Genomic DNA, 14,928 nt, shown 5'->3' on the forward strand with positions numbered 1-14,928 from the left:
CCTAAAAAACGATAGCAAGACGTGCGCTCGCTACCTTCTCATACGGAATTGCATGTTCCTTCTTGCCGACTTGAACGACAACCGTCTGTTCATCGAAGGAAGTGAGAACCCCTTCGAACTCCTTCAATGCGCCAATGGGTTCGTATGTAGTCACATACACATGCTTGCCTACTGCCTTAACGAAGTCCTTCGTCTTCTTCAGCGGGCGTTCCGCGCCTGGAGACGATACTTCCAAGAAGTACGCGTCTGTAATCGGATCGTTTTCGTCCAGCTTCTGGCTTAATACTTCACTAATACGGCCGCAATCCTCAATGTCAATGCCGCCTTCCTTGTCCACAAATACGCGAAGAAACCAACTACTGCCTTCCTTCACATATTCCACATCGACAAGTTCGAAGTTGTTCTCTTCCAAATAGGGTGTGATCATATTCTCAACTGTCGATTTGATATTGGCTGAGCTCAAATTCAAGAACCTCCTGAATGTTAGGAATAATGATGTTCCTCTATGTTAGAACCCGATACTAAACATGAAAGAGTGGGTTTCCCCACTCTTTACGTAACGGATTTATCCACATGATTACCAAAAAAATTATATCATAGCCATCTACAATATGGCAAGGGTGTCTCCGATCATGCACTAGAACAGAGATAATTGGTTTGTCTCCGGCAGTCCCCGGAAGCATCCCATCTGATTCAGGAGCTCGACAATCGTCTTCGTTGCCTTGGAACGCATCTGGAAATCCTCGATGGACAAGTACTCCACCCCATCGCGAGAAGCCGCAATATTGCGTGCCGCATTATCCCCGATCCCTTGTACTGCAGAGAATGGCGGGATGAGCGAGTTGCCATCGACAAGGAATTTCGTTGCATCTGATCGATATAGATCGATTGGCTTGAATGAGAATCCACGGGCTGTCATTTCAACCGCCATCTCTAAGATCGAGATCATGGCCTTCTCTTTCGTTGTTGCTTGGAAGCCCTTCGCCTCGATCTCATCGATCTTCTTATTGATCGCATCATAACCTTGGCAGCATAGTTCGATATCGAAGTCCTCCGCACGAACAGTAAAGTAAGTTGCATAGAACTCAATTGGATGGTACAGCTTGAAGTAAGCTGTACGTACCGCGGAAATAACATAAGCAGCAGCATGGGCTTTCGGGAACATGTATTGAATCTTCAAGCAGGAATCAATGTACCATTGCGGCACATTGCAGTTTTTCATCTCTTGAATCCATTCATCACTAAGACCTCGGCCCTTACGAACGCTCTCCGTAATTTTAAATGCAAGCCCAGCGTCCATACCGGCTTTGTAGATTAAGTACAACATGATCTCGTCACGACAACCGATTACGGTCTTAATCGTACAGATCCCATTCTTAATCAGTTCCTGTGCATTACCGAGCCATACGCCCGTGCCATGGGACAATCCAGAGATCTGCAGCAAATCGGCGAACGTGCTTGGCTGTGCTTCCACAAGCATCTGGCGCACGAAACGTGTTCCCATCTCCGGTACGCCAAAGGTCGCAACCGGTGTCCGGATCTGCTGCGGCGTTACGCCGAGTGCGTCAACGGAGTTGAACATACTCATGACCTTCGGATCATTCATCGGAATCGTCGTCGGATCAACGCCTGTCAAATCCTGCAGCATCCGCATCATCGTCGGATCATCGTGACCCAGAATATCAAGCTTCAACAGGTTATCTTCGAAGGCATGATAATCGAAGTGCGTCGTCTTCCATTCAGCCGTTGTATCATCCGCCGGATATTGAACGGGTGTTACGTCTTCCACTTCAATATAGTCTGGCACAACGACGATACCGCCCGGATGCTGACCTGTGCTGCGTTTTACGCCGGTACATCCTGCTGCTAGACGGTTAAGCTCTGCTCCGCGCCATCGCTTGCCGTGATCTTCTTCATATTTCTTCGCGAATCCATAAGCCGTCTTCTCCGCTACCGTACCAATCGTTCCCGCACGAAATACACTCTTTTCACCGAACAGCACCTTCGTGTAGTTGTGTGCGACAGGCTGATAGTCCCCCGAGAAGTTCAAGTCGATATCGGGAACCTTATCCCCCTTAAATCCAAGGAACGTCTCGAACGGAATATCTTGTCCATCGCCCTTCATTGGCTGGCCACACTCCGGACAATCCTTGTTCGGCAGGTCAAATCCACTCGGCACACTGCCGTCCGTGAACCATTCGCTGTGCTTGCATTCCGAATTGCGACACGAATAATGCGGTGGCAGCGGATTAACTTCTGAGATACCAAGGAACATCGCAACGACGGAAGAGCCTACGGATCCCCGTGAACCAACCAGGTAACCATCTTCATTGGACTTCTTCACAAGACGCTCTGAGATCAGATAGTTCGCGGAGAATCCAAATTTAATGATTGGTACCAGTTCCTTCTCCAGACGCTGCACAATAATATCGTTCAACGGTTCCCCGTAAATGCTCATTGCCTTATTGTAGCACTTATCACGAATTTCCTGATCTGCACCCTCGATGTTCGGTGTGAATAATTCCTTCGGGAACAGGTCGAAATCTTCAAATCGTTCCAACAGCGTGTTCGTATTCTCTACAACAAACTTGTAAGCTTGTTCCTTACCCAAAAATTCAAATTCTTGAAGCATTTCATTCGTCGTGCGGAAATGCGCATCCGGTTTGCGAATATCCTTCAGTGGACTGAAGCCCGTAATTCCATGAATGGTAATATCACGGAACATCTTGTCTCGTGGATGCAGGTAATGCACATTGCCTGTTGCGACGACGAGCTTATTCTGCTTTTCGCCAATCTGAACAATTTTGCGAATAGCGTCTTCGATCTCGGCCGTCGATCCAACCAAACCCTTCTCTACCAAATGCATATACATCGTCAAAGGCTGGATTTCAAGGACGTCATAAAACTCTGCTACTTGCTCGGCTTCCTCCACCGACTTGTTAAGAACGGTCTCGAAGAATTCGCCTTTCTCACAGCCGGACATAATGAGCAAGCCTTCGCGCATCCCCACCAGTTTACTCTTCGGAATGCAGGCTACCCGCTTGAAATATTCTGTATGAGACATGGACACAAGCTTATACAGATTTTTCTTACCTACTGCATTAAGCGCATAAATGCCGCAGTGAAATGGACGGGCATTTTGTAGGTTCTGACCTACATAATCATTCATGCGTTCCAGCGTCTCGATTCCGATAAGCTGCTGAGCGTCCTGAAGTAGTCCCGTAAGAATGCCGCCTAGTGCAATCGTATCGTCAATCGCACGGTGATGGTTCTCAAGTGATACTTTATATTTAGCTGCCAACGTATTGAGTCGGTGATTTTTGAGTGTCGGATGCAGCAAACGCGCTAGCTCCAAGGTATCGAGCACCGGATTCATCATATCTGGCAGATTCATTAGCTTCAAGTTATGCTGGATAAAGCCAATATCGAACCTCGCGTTATGCGCAACAAGAATGGTATCCTGGGCAAATTCCACAAACTTCGGAAGCACTTCTTCGATATCTGGTGCATCAGCTACCATTTCATCCGTAATATTAGTAAGCTGTTGAATGTTATAAGGAATCCGTACATGCGGATTGACGAAAGTGCTGTACCGATCAATTTCTTTGCCTTCTTGCATTTTGACAGCTGCAATCTCGATGATTTTATTGTTTGTTACAGACAAACCGGTTGTCTCGATATCGAATACGGTATAGATGGCATCTTTCACCGGACGATTGTCCGCATTTAGAACAACTTCCATATTGTCATTCACGACGTTCGCTTCTAAGCCATAAAGCATTTTAATGCCATTTTTCTTGGCTGCCTTCGCTGCCTCTGGATAACACTGAACGTTGCCGTGATCCGTTACCGCGATCGCCTTATGGCCCCACTTCGCCGCCTGCTTCACATAATCGCTGATAGACGTAACTGCATCCATTGCACTCATCGTGGAATGAAGATGGAATTCCACGCGCTTCTCCTCAGCAGTATCCTTGCGTTCTGCCGGTGCCTTTACTTCATTCAGATCATTTGGCATCATGACAAGCTCAGGGACTTGCATGAAGCGATCGTACTCAACACGTCCACGAGCTTTGAGCCATTGACCATTCGAGATGAGGCTCAGCATTTTAACGTCTTCCTTCGTCTTCGCGAACATTTTCATCGCCATAGAGTCAGAAAAATCAGTTAGGTTGAATGTGAATAAGGTACTGCCATTGCGAAGTTCCTTCATCTCAACGCCAAATACCGCACCTTGAATCGTGACACGCTTCTCTTCATCCTGTACATTCATGATTGGAGTCGGCTCATCCTTAATGTCGTATCCGACATGCAGACGCTCTGGCGCTTCTCCTTCTTCTTCCTCGATTTCACGTGCTGATTCTTCCATCATTTGCTGAATAACTTGGCGCTCTTCTTCCATCAGCTTCTGCTGGAATGCTTCATAGGCTTCCGTATCATGGCTGCCCTGCTGCATCGTTACACGAAGTGTGCGTGTGAAATACGTCTCAAAGAACGTCGTGCAATATTTATCAATCTGCTTCTTCTTCGCCAGCTCTAATGATGTCGCATCCGGCAAAAAAAGCTTGATCAAATCTTTCTCAACTTCATACTGTCCTTTGTGCAGCCAACCGTTAACTGAAGCAACCTCTCGCTTGACCCATTCCATGAACAAACTCCAATAGGCATCTACGATCTCCTTATTTGGAAGCTGCTCTTCATAGTGGAATATGATCTTAATCTTGGCAATGTGGGACAACTTGTCCTGTACACGCAGGCAAAACGTACGGTAAGCTTCTGCCGGAACGACAGTTGACTTGCCTATATAAATCGTCCACTCCTTATTGGAGCGGCTGCACTCCACTCTATCAATCCATCCATCATGGAAAAAGCTATCTAACAGTTCAACAGGAACCTCCGCCTGTCTCATCAACAATTCAAATCGCTTCCGTTTATCTGTCATATAGACTGAAGCACCTCCCAACCCCATACTGCTGCCGTACCTAATGGCAAAGTGGCAGTGTGTGAACAAAGAGAAGCCCCCCTCAATCGAGCCATCGTCCGGTGTTCCGTTGGATGTTCCAATGATGGAAGCTTCCCTTCATTGCGCCCCTGCTTCGAGGAGCATGTATCTAATTAATACGCTCGTGCAAATACGACCGTATGCTTGGCATCTTCTCCGCAGACAAGGCACTTGGTCTTTGTCGTTTGCGGTTCGAATGGAATGTTGCGGCTTGTTGCACCAGTCTCATCCTTAACATGCTTCTCGCACGCTTCCGATCCACACCAGCCAGCAAGTGTAAATCCACGTTTTTCTTCCATTTGTGCCTTCATCTCGTCAATTGTCTCTACCGAGTAGAAGTGCTCATCACGGAAGGAACGTGCACGCTCGAACATTTCTTGATGGACGTCAGCAAGCATGCGGTTCACTTCTTCAACCAAATCCGCCTGCTGTACAATGCGCTTCTCGCCTGTTACGCGGGATACCAATACGCAAACACCATTCTCCATATCACGCGGGCCAATTTCAAGGCGAACAGGCACGCCGCGCATTTCATACTCATTGAATTTCCAACCTGGGCTAATATCAGAGCGATCATCCATGCGAACACGTACGCCTGCTTGCTTCAATTCGCTGAACAACTCGTTAGCTCGTCCCACAACTTGCTCGCGCATCTTCGCTGGCCCAATTGGAATCATAATAACCTGTGTAGGAGCTACCTTCGGAGGCAATACAAGACCTCTGTCATCGCCATGCACCATAATCATGGAACCGATTAGGCGGGTGCTGACCCCCCAAGAAGTAGTATGAACAAATTCCTGTTCATTTTCACGCCCCAAGAATTTAATATCAAAAGCAACCGCAAAATTCGTTCCCAAGTAATGCGATGTTCCGGCTTGAACGGCTCTGCCGTCTTTCATCATCGCTTCAATGGAGAACGTATCTACTGCGCCGGCAAATTTTTCAGAAGGAGTCTTCTGACCTTCAATGACCGGAATTGCGAGATAATCCTCTACGAATTCACGATATGTTTTCAACATGAGCATCGTTTCTTCGCGTGCTTCCTGCTCAGTCTCGTGCGCAGTATGGCCTTCCTGCCACAAGAACTCACTTGTACGCAAGAACGGCAATGTGCGCTTCTCCCAACGAACTACGTTCGCCCATTGGTTAATCAACACAGGCAGGTCACGGTACGATTGAATCCATTTGGAGTACATATGGCCAATCATTGTCTCGGATGTCGGACGAATCGCCAGCTTCTCCTCTAATTGTTCGCCGCCTGCTTCGGTTACCCAAGGCAGCTCAGGATTGAAGCCTTCGACGTGTTCTTTTTCCTTCTGGAAAAAGCTCTCTGGTATGAACATAGGGAAGTAAGCGTTACGATGGCCAGTAGCCTTGAAGCGGCGATCCAGCTCGTCACGAATATGTTCCCAGATTTCGTATCCATCTGGGCGGAATACGATACATCCCCGGACTGGAGAATAATCCATCAAATCCGCCTTCTTAATCACATCAATATACCAACGGGAGAAGTCCTCCTGCTGTGGGGTAATCTCCGTAACAAACTGCTTCTCTTTCGACATAACGGTATACGTTCCTCCCGATAAACACGGTTATTCGTATTCTAGTATAAATGAAATGAACCGTGATATAAATGTTAACCTTTAACCAATCGTAATATATCATTGTAGGTTACAGCAAGCATCAATAGCATGAGCATTGCAAAACCTACAAAATGAACCATGCTCTCCCTGCTCGGATCAACAGGCTTACCTCTGACAGCCTCCAGCCCAAGGAATACGAGACGGCTTCCATCCAACGCCGGGATTGGAAGCAAATTGAAGATTCCCAAATACAAGCTCAAAATCGCCGTCCATAATGTAAGCTGTTCGATCCCTTTCTTCGCAATCTGTCCTGTTACTTCGAACGTCCGAACCGGACCGCCCAAGTCGTCCAGTTTAAATTGACCAAAGATAAGCATGCGGAATCCTTCAAAAATCTTCTCCGTCGTATTCACCATTGATGTTGAGGCGAACGATAGCGTCTCTCCGAATGAGGCCGTTCGTGTCGGCAGTACCGGTACGATACCAACCTTGCCGCCTTCTTGACCTTCTACCTTCTGCGGAGTCAGTGTCGTAGTGAAGCGTTCTTCACCGCGCACAATAAGGAATGTCATCGGCTTGCCTTCGGATTCAGCAATCAGCTTAATTAATTTGTCACGATCGCCGCCAATCTGCTTGCCATTCACTTCCTCGATAATATCTCCCTTTTGCAGTTGTGCCTGTGCAGCAGGAAGTCCTGGCGATACGTCCCCAATCTTCACAGACGTCGGGTTCTCGACTGGAACGCCCGAAATGGCTACCGAAACGCCAAACAAAATAAATGCGAGCACAAAGTTCATAAATGGGCCTGCAAAAATAGCAAGCGCCCGTTGGCCCACTGTCTTGCTGCCAAACTGGCGATCATGAGGCGCGATCTGAATTTCGTCGCCCTTCACAATCATTTTAGCTTGCGGATGAATATCGTACGTAACTTCTTCATCCTCAACATCCAGCGTCAGCTTCAACGTATGCTCCAGATCAATCGTCTTCACTTCGCCACGCACAACCTGCTTGCGCATGTCTAATTGATCCAGATACAGCTTCGTCACCCTGTTATCACTGGACACACGTATCGCTATCGTCTGCCCTGGACTGACCTCTACAATTTCAGGATCTTCGCCTGCCATCCGTACAAAGCCGCCCACTGGCAATAACCGGAGTGTATATTTGGTTTCCCCACGAGTATAGGAGAATACTTTCGGCCCGAATCCGATAGCGAACTCTCTAACGAGAATCCCCGCCCGTTTCGCGAAAATAAAATGTCCCCATTCATGAATCGTTACGATAACGAAAAAGACGAGCACGGTTAAAAATACGATTTGCACCATCTGCACTGCGTAGAATCCTCCTTTGTGTGCGTGTTCAATCGTCCTAGCACAACACTAGGCTTCAAGAACGGCCCAATAACAATCGGACAGCGGTTTGTCTATATAGATTATCATTATTCTCCAATCCCGCACAAGAGAATCCATATCTAGTGAATGGCGATTATAAAATGGACAGAGCCTCCGAACGCGTTCGCATATCTGTCTCCTGAATAGCTTCCAAGGACGGATGCGGAATCGCAGTATGTTTCGATATTAAGGTACTCACGATACGTTCAATATCCAAGAAGGAAATTTCACCGCGCAGGAATCTTGCTACAGCCACTTCGTTCGCAGCATTAAACACGGTAGTAGCTGTACCCCCTGTTCTGCCGCATTCATAAGCATAACGAACCATAGGGAATCTCTCTGTATCCATCTCACGGAAATGAAGCTTCGCCACCTCAGCTAAATTAAGCGAAGCCGATGTATTCGGAAGTCTTTCCGGATACGCCAATGCATACTGGATAGGTACGCGCATATCAGGAACCCCCAATTGCGCAATAATGCTTCCATCCAAATATTCGACAAAAGAATGAATAATACTTTCAGGATGGATAAGTACATGAATTTGATCATAAGGCAAATCGAACAGCCAGCGAGCTTCAATCACTTCAAGCCCTTTATTAGCCATTGTTGCTGAATCGATCGTCACCTTCGCGCCCATAGACCAATTCGGATGCTTAAGTGCATCCTCAACGGTAACATTCGCCAGCTCGTCCCTTGTACGATCGCGGAAGCTGCCGCCTGATGCTGTCAATGTAATGCCACGAACTCCGCGCATCGGCTCTCCGTTCAAGCATTGGAAGATAGCGGAGTGCTCACTGTCAACTGGCATCAGCTTGACGCCTTTCGCTTGTGCACGTTCTGTTACCAGATGACCAGCTGTTACCAGCGTTTCTTTGTTAGCAATGGCAATCGTCTTGCCTTCATCGATAGCCGCGAGCGTTGACTTCAGACCGACACTTCCTACAACCGCTGTAACGACCGTATCGGCGTCAGTACCCGCTGCCACTTCGACCAATCCATCTTCACCATAATACAGTTCAACACCCTGGGGCAGTTGTTCCCGCAGGCGATCTGCTGCAGCCTTATCGTGAACCGATACAATGCTGGGCTTGAACTCTCGTATCTGCTCAAGCAGCAATGTTGTATTGTTCCCAGCTGCTAACGCTTCTACCTTAAACTGCTCAGGATGCTGTCTGACGATGTCGAGTGTCTGTGTCCCGATGGAGCCGGTCGATCCAAGTATGGATATCCGCTTCATGACCTCACCTCTTCATCCTATTCATAGCTATATCTATTACATGATAACATCATCGCTGTTCTCTCGATGACGTTCAATTTACAACGTTAATAATCCGATCAAATGCACAAATGGAAATACGACAAGCCAGCTGTCGCATCGATCCAGAACACCGCCATGCCCAGGCAGCAACGTACCTGAGTCCTTCACACCACGAACTCGCTTATATGCCGATTGAATCAAATCACCGAACTGACCGACAACAGCAGCAGATATCCCAATGCCAAATGCAAGCGGCAAGCTGACAATATCCGGTCGTCCGACAGCAAATAATAGCGCCACAATAATTGATGTCAGTACACCGCCAATTGCTCCTTCAATCGTCTTATTAGGACTAATCGACGGCCAGAGCTTGTTCTTGCCGATCGCACGCCCAATGAAGTAAGCACCAATGTCCGATGACCAAATGGCTGCAAACAGCATAAGCGTCCAGAATAAGCCGTCCTCTCCCATTGAAGTACGCGTTAGCATCATATATTTGAAGCCAATACCAATATAGAATGCTCCTAGCCACAATTGTGACACTGCTTCAATTGACACTTTGTTTTTGGATAATACGGTCACACCCAGCATCAGCAGCAGGCTGATCCATACAATAGCCTCCAATGACAGATTCCATCCAATTGATAAGCTTGTCCACGGAATCACAATCAAGGACATCGTTGCGTAGCCAATCAACGATGCCAGATCGAACGGTGATACATGATGCATTCGAGCAAATTCATAATAACCTACAAAGGCAAGTGCGAGGAGCAGCAGTTCATATGGCAGACCGCCAATTATGCATAATGCGCCGAACAATAGTCCTGCTATAAGCCCTGTAACGATGCGCTGTTTCATATAGACTGTTCCTCCAACTTATTGTAATCCACCGTATCTTCGCGTTCTGCGCTGATACTCCATAACGGCCTCCATTAGATGTCGCTCAGTGAACTCTGGCCAGTAATCATTGGTGAACCACAATTCGCTGTACGCGATTTGCCAGAGCATGAAGTTACTTAATCTCATTTCTCCGCTTGTACGAATGAGCAGATCAGGATCAGGCAAGCTGCTGGATAAGAGATGATCATGGATCATGCTCTCATCAATCGAACCAACTTCAATCTCACCTGTTTTCACTTTACGTACAATATCACGAACACCTTCTACGATTTCACGCTGACTACCATAATTCAAAGCAAAATTCAAAATAAGTCCTGTATTGTGCTTCGTCTTTTCAATGGCTTCCTCAAGTGCCAGAATCGTATGTTTAGGCAATCGGTCACGATAGCCCATCATACGCACTTGAACATTTTTCTCAATCAATTCTTCGAGTTCGATCGCCAAAAATTCCTGTGGCAATTTCATGAGAAAATCGACTTCGTCCTTTGGGCGTTTCCAGTTTTCGGTCGAAAAAGCGTACATCGTAAGCACTTTTACGCCCATATCATTCGCTGCGATGGTTACGCGCTTAACGGCTTTCATTCCTGAATGGTGGCCGGCAACGCGCGGCAAGCCCCTTTTTTTAGCCCAGCGACCGTTACCGTCCATAATGATCGCCACATGTTGTGGGATATTATCCGGCATCAGTTCCAGCTGCTTGTGGCCTCCACGCTGCTGTAACCATGTTTGGAATCGCTTAATCATTCGGTCTCCTCCAACCCGGTGATGAAAAAAAGACAATAAACCCCACCGTTCGGAGGGGCATGAAGAACAAAAAGAATAGGTTCTATCGTGTCTAACTTTTATACTTCCATAATTTCTTTTTCTTTAGCAACTAATACTTTATCAACTTCAGCGATGTATTTGTCAGTCGTCTTCTGGATATCTTCTTGATGGCGACGGGACTCATCTTCTGAAATATCCGTTTTCTCAAGCTTCTTGATGTCATCATTCGCATCACGACGAATGTTGCGGACAGCAACTTTTGCTTCTTCACCGAACTTCTTCGTGTGCTTCACGAGCTCTGCACGACGTTCTTCTGTCAACGCTGGAATCGCAAGACGAATCATTGATCCATCGTTAGCTGGAGTCAGTCCAAGATCCGACTTCATAATTGCGCGCTCAATATCAGACAATGAGGATTTGTCCCAAGGCTGGATCATAAGCGTGCGCGGATCTGGCGTGCTGATGTTCGCCAATTGGTTAACCGGCGTCATCGCGCCATAGTATTCTACTTGAACACGATCAAGCAATGCAGGTGTTGCGCGTCCAGCGCGCAATGTTGCCAGTTCCCGTTTTAGAGCGGCAATCGCCTTTTCCATGCGTTCTTCTGCGTTTTTCTTCACTGCTTGTGGCACTATTCTACACTCCCTTTTACAATCGTTCCAATCTTCTCGCCGAGCACGACGCGCTTGATATTGCCAGACTCCGTAATTGCAAATACAATAAGCGGAATGTTATTGTCCATGCACAGCGAGGATGCCGTTGAATCCATTACACCCAAGTTGCGGTTCAATACTTCCATATATGTCAATTGCTCAAACTTCTCAGCTGTCTCATCCTTGAATGGGTCAGCCGAGTATACACCATCGACTTTATTCTTCGCCATCAAGATCACATCAGCTTCGATTTCAGCGGCACGAAGCGCAGCTGTCGTATCCGTCGAGAAGAATGGATTCCCGGTCCCTGCTGCAAAAATAACAACACGTCCCTTTTCCAAATGACGTATTGCACGACGGCGAATATATGGTTCTGCGATTTGTTGCATCGCAATCGAAGTTTGTACACGAGTCGGCACGCCAATTTGTTCGAGGGCATCCTGTAAGGCAAGCGAGTTCATAACCGTTGCAAGCATCCCCATGTAGTCTGCTGTTCCGCGGTCGATTCCTTTTTCACTTCCCGCAATACCGCGCCAAATGTTGCCGCCTCCGCAGACGATTGCGACCTCTACGCCAAGCTCTACAACTTCTTTCACTTGCTCGGCAATGGAGTTGATCATTTCGGATTCGATGCCGTATCCAGCTTGCCCGGACAACGACTCTCCGCTTACTTTAAGTACGATACGTTTATAAACCGGTTGTTTCAATGTATACCCTCCACTTTTCCATAACGGCCGCTAAAAAAGAAGGAACACGATGTGTTCCAACTTTTAAGCGCGTCTGTTGATTACGTAGTAGCCGCGTTCGAATGCTCTCTTTTCAAAAAGAAAAGATTACTTCAGGTTCGCTTGAGCCATAACTTCTTCAACAAAATTATCTTCTTTTTTCTCCAAGCCTTCACCAAGCTCGAAGCGAGCGAAGCGACGGATAGAAATGTTTTCACCGATTGTTGCGATTTTTTCTTTCAGCAACGTTTCGATTGTTTTGTCTGGGTCTTTAATGAAGGATTGCTCCATCAAGCAATACTCTTCATAGTATTTACCGATGCGGCCTTCAACCATTTTTTCAACGATTTTTTCAGGCTTGCCTTCGTTCAATGCTTGTGCTTTCAAGATTTCTTTTTCTTTCTCGATTTCCTCTTGAGAAACTTCTTCGCGGCGAACATATTTTGGAGCAGTCGCTGCGATTTGCATAGCTACATCACGAGCGAAATCCTTAAAGTTGTCCGTTTTTGCTACGAAGTCTGTTTCGCAGTTGATTTCAACCAATACGCCGATACGTCCGCCAGCGTGGATGTAAGACTCAACCACACCTTCCGTTGCGATACGGTCGGATTTCTTTGCTGCTGCTGCAAGGCCTTTCTCACGAAGCAATTCAGCTGCTTTCGTCAAATCGCCGTTAGCCTCTTCCAATGCTTTTTTGCAATCCAGCATACCTGCGCCTGTTTTTTCGCGCAATTCTTTTACTGCACTCGCATTTACTGCCATGTCGTATTTCCCTCCATCAATAAATTGGTACCCACGTATATGTACGATTAACGGCACCGAACGTTATACAGCTTAAAAAAAGGGCGGCGAGAGGTGAACCACCTGCCAACCACCCTTTTGTTCATCCAATTAGTATTCCAAAATTACGCTGTTGTTTCTTCGCCTTGATGAGCTTCAACAATTGCGTCAGCCATCTTAGCAGTCAACAATTTAACTGCACGGATTGCATCGTCGTTACCAGGGATAACGTAGTCGATTTCGTCCGGATCACAGTTTGTATCAACAATACCTACGATTGGGATACCCAGTTTACGAGCTTCCGCAACAGCGATGCGCTCTTTGCGTGGATCGATAACGAACAACGCGCTAGGCAAACCTTTCATATTTTTGATACCGCCCAAGAACTTCTCGAGGCGATCTTTTTCTTTGCGAAGAATGATAACTTCTTTCTTCGGAAGAACTTCGAATGTTCCGTCTTCTTCCATCGATTCGAGTAGCTTCAAGCGATCGATACGTTTTTGGATTGTTTCGAAGTTAGTCAATGTACCACCCAACCAACGTTGGTTGATAAAGTACATACCGCAACGCTCAGCTTCTTCCTTAACGGAATCTTGAGCTTGCTTTTTCGTACCTACGAACAAGATTGTTCCATTTTCTTCGCCGACGGATTTTACAAAGTTGTAAGCTTCCTCGACCTTTTTCACTGTCTTTTGCAAGTCAATGATGTAAATACCGTTACGTTCTGTGAAGATATATCTGTCCATCTTCGGATTCCAACGACGTGTTTGGTGACCGAAGTGTACCCCAGCTTCCAAAAGCTGTTTCATGGAGATAACTGCCATCTTCACTACACCTCCTAATATGGTTATTTATCCTCCGCCAGTATCCTCTTTCGTTGAGACTTCCCGCAGTCAACCCGACAGAAAGCACCCTCACTGAAATACACTGACGTGTGTTCTTAACACCGTCATTTAATATACCATAACGCCTACCCGGTTGCAACCACTTTATCCACTGTTCGGGTCAAGTTATACTACTTGTTATTCGAACTTGCAGGCTGCTGCGGTACAAGCTTATATCCAGCCTGCTCGGCAGCTCGATGAAGCTCCGTATCCGACATCGGTTCTATCGAACGCTGACCGATAAGACATAGCTGAAGAAGGAGACTCCCTAGCACAATTCCGGCGCCTAACCCGATAAGAAAGCGGCGATCCTTAATCATGTGATCCCTCCTGCTGCCCCAACCGGATAATTAACTGGAGCTCACCAATTGGCATTCCCAGATGGTCTGCAATAGCCTGCTCTGTCCATCCGTTCTGAAAGAGTCTAAAGATCTCCGCGTATCGTGTTTGAATGGGAGCGCTAGACTGTTCTTCATGAAGTTCTTCATGAGAATCAGCTTCATCTGCAGCATGAAGTTCTTCCTTACGAGACGAGGCAGATCTATGTCCGCTCGGAACGGATAACGATCCCATCTGCGAGGGAATCGTCTCTTGTAATTCTGAGTCTTGCGTATTGGCCGTGCGCTGCTGAAGCTCCTGCTCGCATTCAGACAGTGCGGAGGGATGACCTGCTTCTAATTCCGTATGTACAGGTTGTGCAGTTGTCTGCTCTAAGCTGCTCCATTTGCTCTCCCATGCTTGTTCAAGCTTGTCCATTCGCTTGCGCAGCGCTTCATCCCGGTACTCTCCCTCTTGCTTCATCCGCTCAATGACTTTTAAGAGCTTCTCATTTTCTTCTTCAAGTTCTGTCATATAATGCTCAAGTGTCTCTTCCATATTACGTCGTATTTCTGTGGTGTCCATTGTTGCCTGAGCGCGAGGACGAAGCCATCCAATGACAGCGATGACACCACCTAACAGCACAATGTAGATCCAAGGTTCCATGTA

The 14,928-nt window shown here is 47.0% G+C and carries 13 protein-coding genes; all 13 read right to left on the minus strand.

Annotated features, from left to right (window positions below):
• Position 1: 1 nt before the first annotated feature.
• Positions 2 to 463, minus strand: coding sequence for a ribosome maturation factor RimP (gene rimP / locus BP95_RS0100590; protein ID WP_021256515.1), 462 nt, complete (start codon positions 461 to 463; stop codon positions 2 to 4).
• Positions 464 to 637: 174 nt separating this feature from the next.
• Positions 638 to 4,963 (minus strand): PolC-type DNA polymerase III, encoded by a 4,326-nt coding sequence (locus tag BP95_RS0100595; RefSeq protein ID WP_028531190.1) that lies wholly within the window; start codon positions 4,961 to 4,963, stop codon positions 638 to 640.
• A 152-nt stretch (positions 4,964 to 5,115) separates the two neighbouring features.
• A complete protein-coding gene (gene proS, locus BP95_RS0100600) occupies positions 5,116 to 6,564 on the minus strand; it encodes a proline--tRNA ligase (RefSeq protein WP_028531191.1) in 1,449 nt (482 codons plus the stop codon).
• Between the two features lie 74 nt (positions 6,565 to 6,638).
• Complete coding sequence (gene rseP, locus BP95_RS0100605) at positions 6,639 to 7,916, minus strand: RIP metalloprotease RseP (RefSeq protein ID WP_021256518.1); 1,278 nt, start codon at positions 7,914 to 7,916, stop codon at positions 6,639 to 6,641.
• Between the two features lie 154 nt (positions 7,917 to 8,070).
• The gene (locus BP95_RS0100610) at positions 8,071 to 9,213 is read right to left on the minus strand and encodes a 1-deoxy-D-xylulose-5-phosphate reductoisomerase (RefSeq protein ID WP_021256519.1); all 1,143 of its coding nucleotides are present in this window, start codon (positions 9,211 to 9,213) and stop codon (positions 8,071 to 8,073) included.
• A 78-nt stretch (positions 9,214 to 9,291) separates the two neighbouring features.
• Positions 9,292 to 10,092, minus strand: a complete 801-nt coding sequence (locus BP95_RS0100615; protein WP_021256520.1) for a phosphatidate cytidylyltransferase — start codon at positions 10,090 to 10,092, stop codon at positions 9,292 to 9,294.
• Between the two features lie 18 nt (positions 10,093 to 10,110).
• Positions 10,111 to 10,878, minus strand: coding sequence for an isoprenyl transferase (locus BP95_RS0100620; RefSeq protein ID WP_021256521.1), 768 nt, complete (start codon positions 10,876 to 10,878; stop codon positions 10,111 to 10,113).
• Positions 10,879 to 10,976: 98 nt separating this feature from the next.
• Complete coding sequence (gene frr / locus BP95_RS0100625; RefSeq protein ID WP_021256522.1) at positions 10,977 to 11,531, minus strand: ribosome recycling factor; 555 nt, start codon at positions 11,529 to 11,531, stop codon at positions 10,977 to 10,979.
• Entirely contained in the window at positions 11,531 to 12,259 is a 729-nt protein-coding gene (gene pyrH / locus BP95_RS0100630; protein WP_021256523.1) for a UMP kinase, read from the minus strand. Before pyrH ends, frr begins: the two co-directional genes overlap by 1 nt.
• A 126-nt stretch (positions 12,260 to 12,385) precedes the next feature.
• Complete coding sequence (tsf, locus tag BP95_RS0100635) at positions 12,386 to 13,039, minus strand: translation elongation factor Ts (protein ID WP_021256524.1); 654 nt, start codon at positions 13,037 to 13,039, stop codon at positions 12,386 to 12,388.
• A 143-nt stretch (positions 13,040 to 13,182) separates the two neighbouring features.
• Positions 13,183 to 13,881 (minus strand): 30S ribosomal protein S2, encoded by a 699-nt coding sequence (gene rpsB / locus BP95_RS0100640; protein ID WP_021256525.1) that lies wholly within the window; start codon positions 13,879 to 13,881, stop codon positions 13,183 to 13,185.
• 191 nt (positions 13,882 to 14,072) lie between these two features.
• A complete protein-coding gene (locus BP95_RS0100645) occupies positions 14,073 to 14,261 on the minus strand; it encodes a hypothetical protein (RefSeq protein WP_021256526.1) in 189 nt (62 codons plus the stop codon).
• Positions 14,254 to 14,925 (minus strand): DUF6115 domain-containing protein, encoded by a 672-nt coding sequence (locus BP95_RS0100650; protein WP_021256527.1) that lies wholly within the window; start codon positions 14,923 to 14,925, stop codon positions 14,254 to 14,256. Before BP95_RS0100650 ends, BP95_RS0100645 begins: the two co-directional genes overlap by 8 nt.
• Positions 14,926 to 14,928: the final 3 nt, after the last annotated feature.

The organism is Paenibacillus sp. UNC217MF (genome assembly GCF_000686865.1).
Lineage (GTDB): Bacteria > Bacillota > Bacilli > Paenibacillales > Paenibacillaceae > Paenibacillus_B > Paenibacillus_B suaedae.

Bases quoted from the DNA above. Each gene is read 5' to 3' on its own strand.
- BP95_RS0100650 (WP_021256527.1), bottom strand. From the start codon at position 14,925: ATGGAACCTTGGATCTACATTGTGCTGTTAGGTGGTGTCATCGCTGTC.
- BP95_RS0100620 (WP_021256521.1), bottom strand. From the start codon at position 10,878: ATGATTAAGCGATTCCAAACATGGTTACAGCAGCGTGGAGGCCACAAG.
- tsf (WP_021256524.1), bottom strand. From the start codon at position 13,039: ATGGCAGTAAATGCGAGTGCAGTAAAAGAATTGCGCGAAAAAACAGGC.
- rpsB (WP_021256525.1), bottom strand. From the start codon at position 13,881: ATGGCAGTTATCTCCATGAAACAGCTTTTGGAAGCTGGGGTACACTTC.
- BP95_RS0100645 (WP_021256526.1), bottom strand. From the start codon at position 14,261: ATGATTAAGGATCGCCGCTTTCTTATCGGGTTAGGCGCCGGAATTGTG.
- BP95_RS0100610 (WP_021256519.1), bottom strand. From the start codon at position 9,213: ATGAAGCGGATATCCATACTTGGATCGACCGGCTCCATCGGGACACAG.
- proS (WP_028531191.1), bottom strand. From the start codon at position 6,564: ATGTCGAAAGAGAAGCAGTTTGTTACGGAGATTACCCCACAGCAGGAG.
- BP95_RS0100615 (WP_021256520.1), bottom strand. From the start codon at position 10,092: ATGAAACAGCGCATCGTTACAGGGCTTATAGCAGGACTATTGTTCGGC.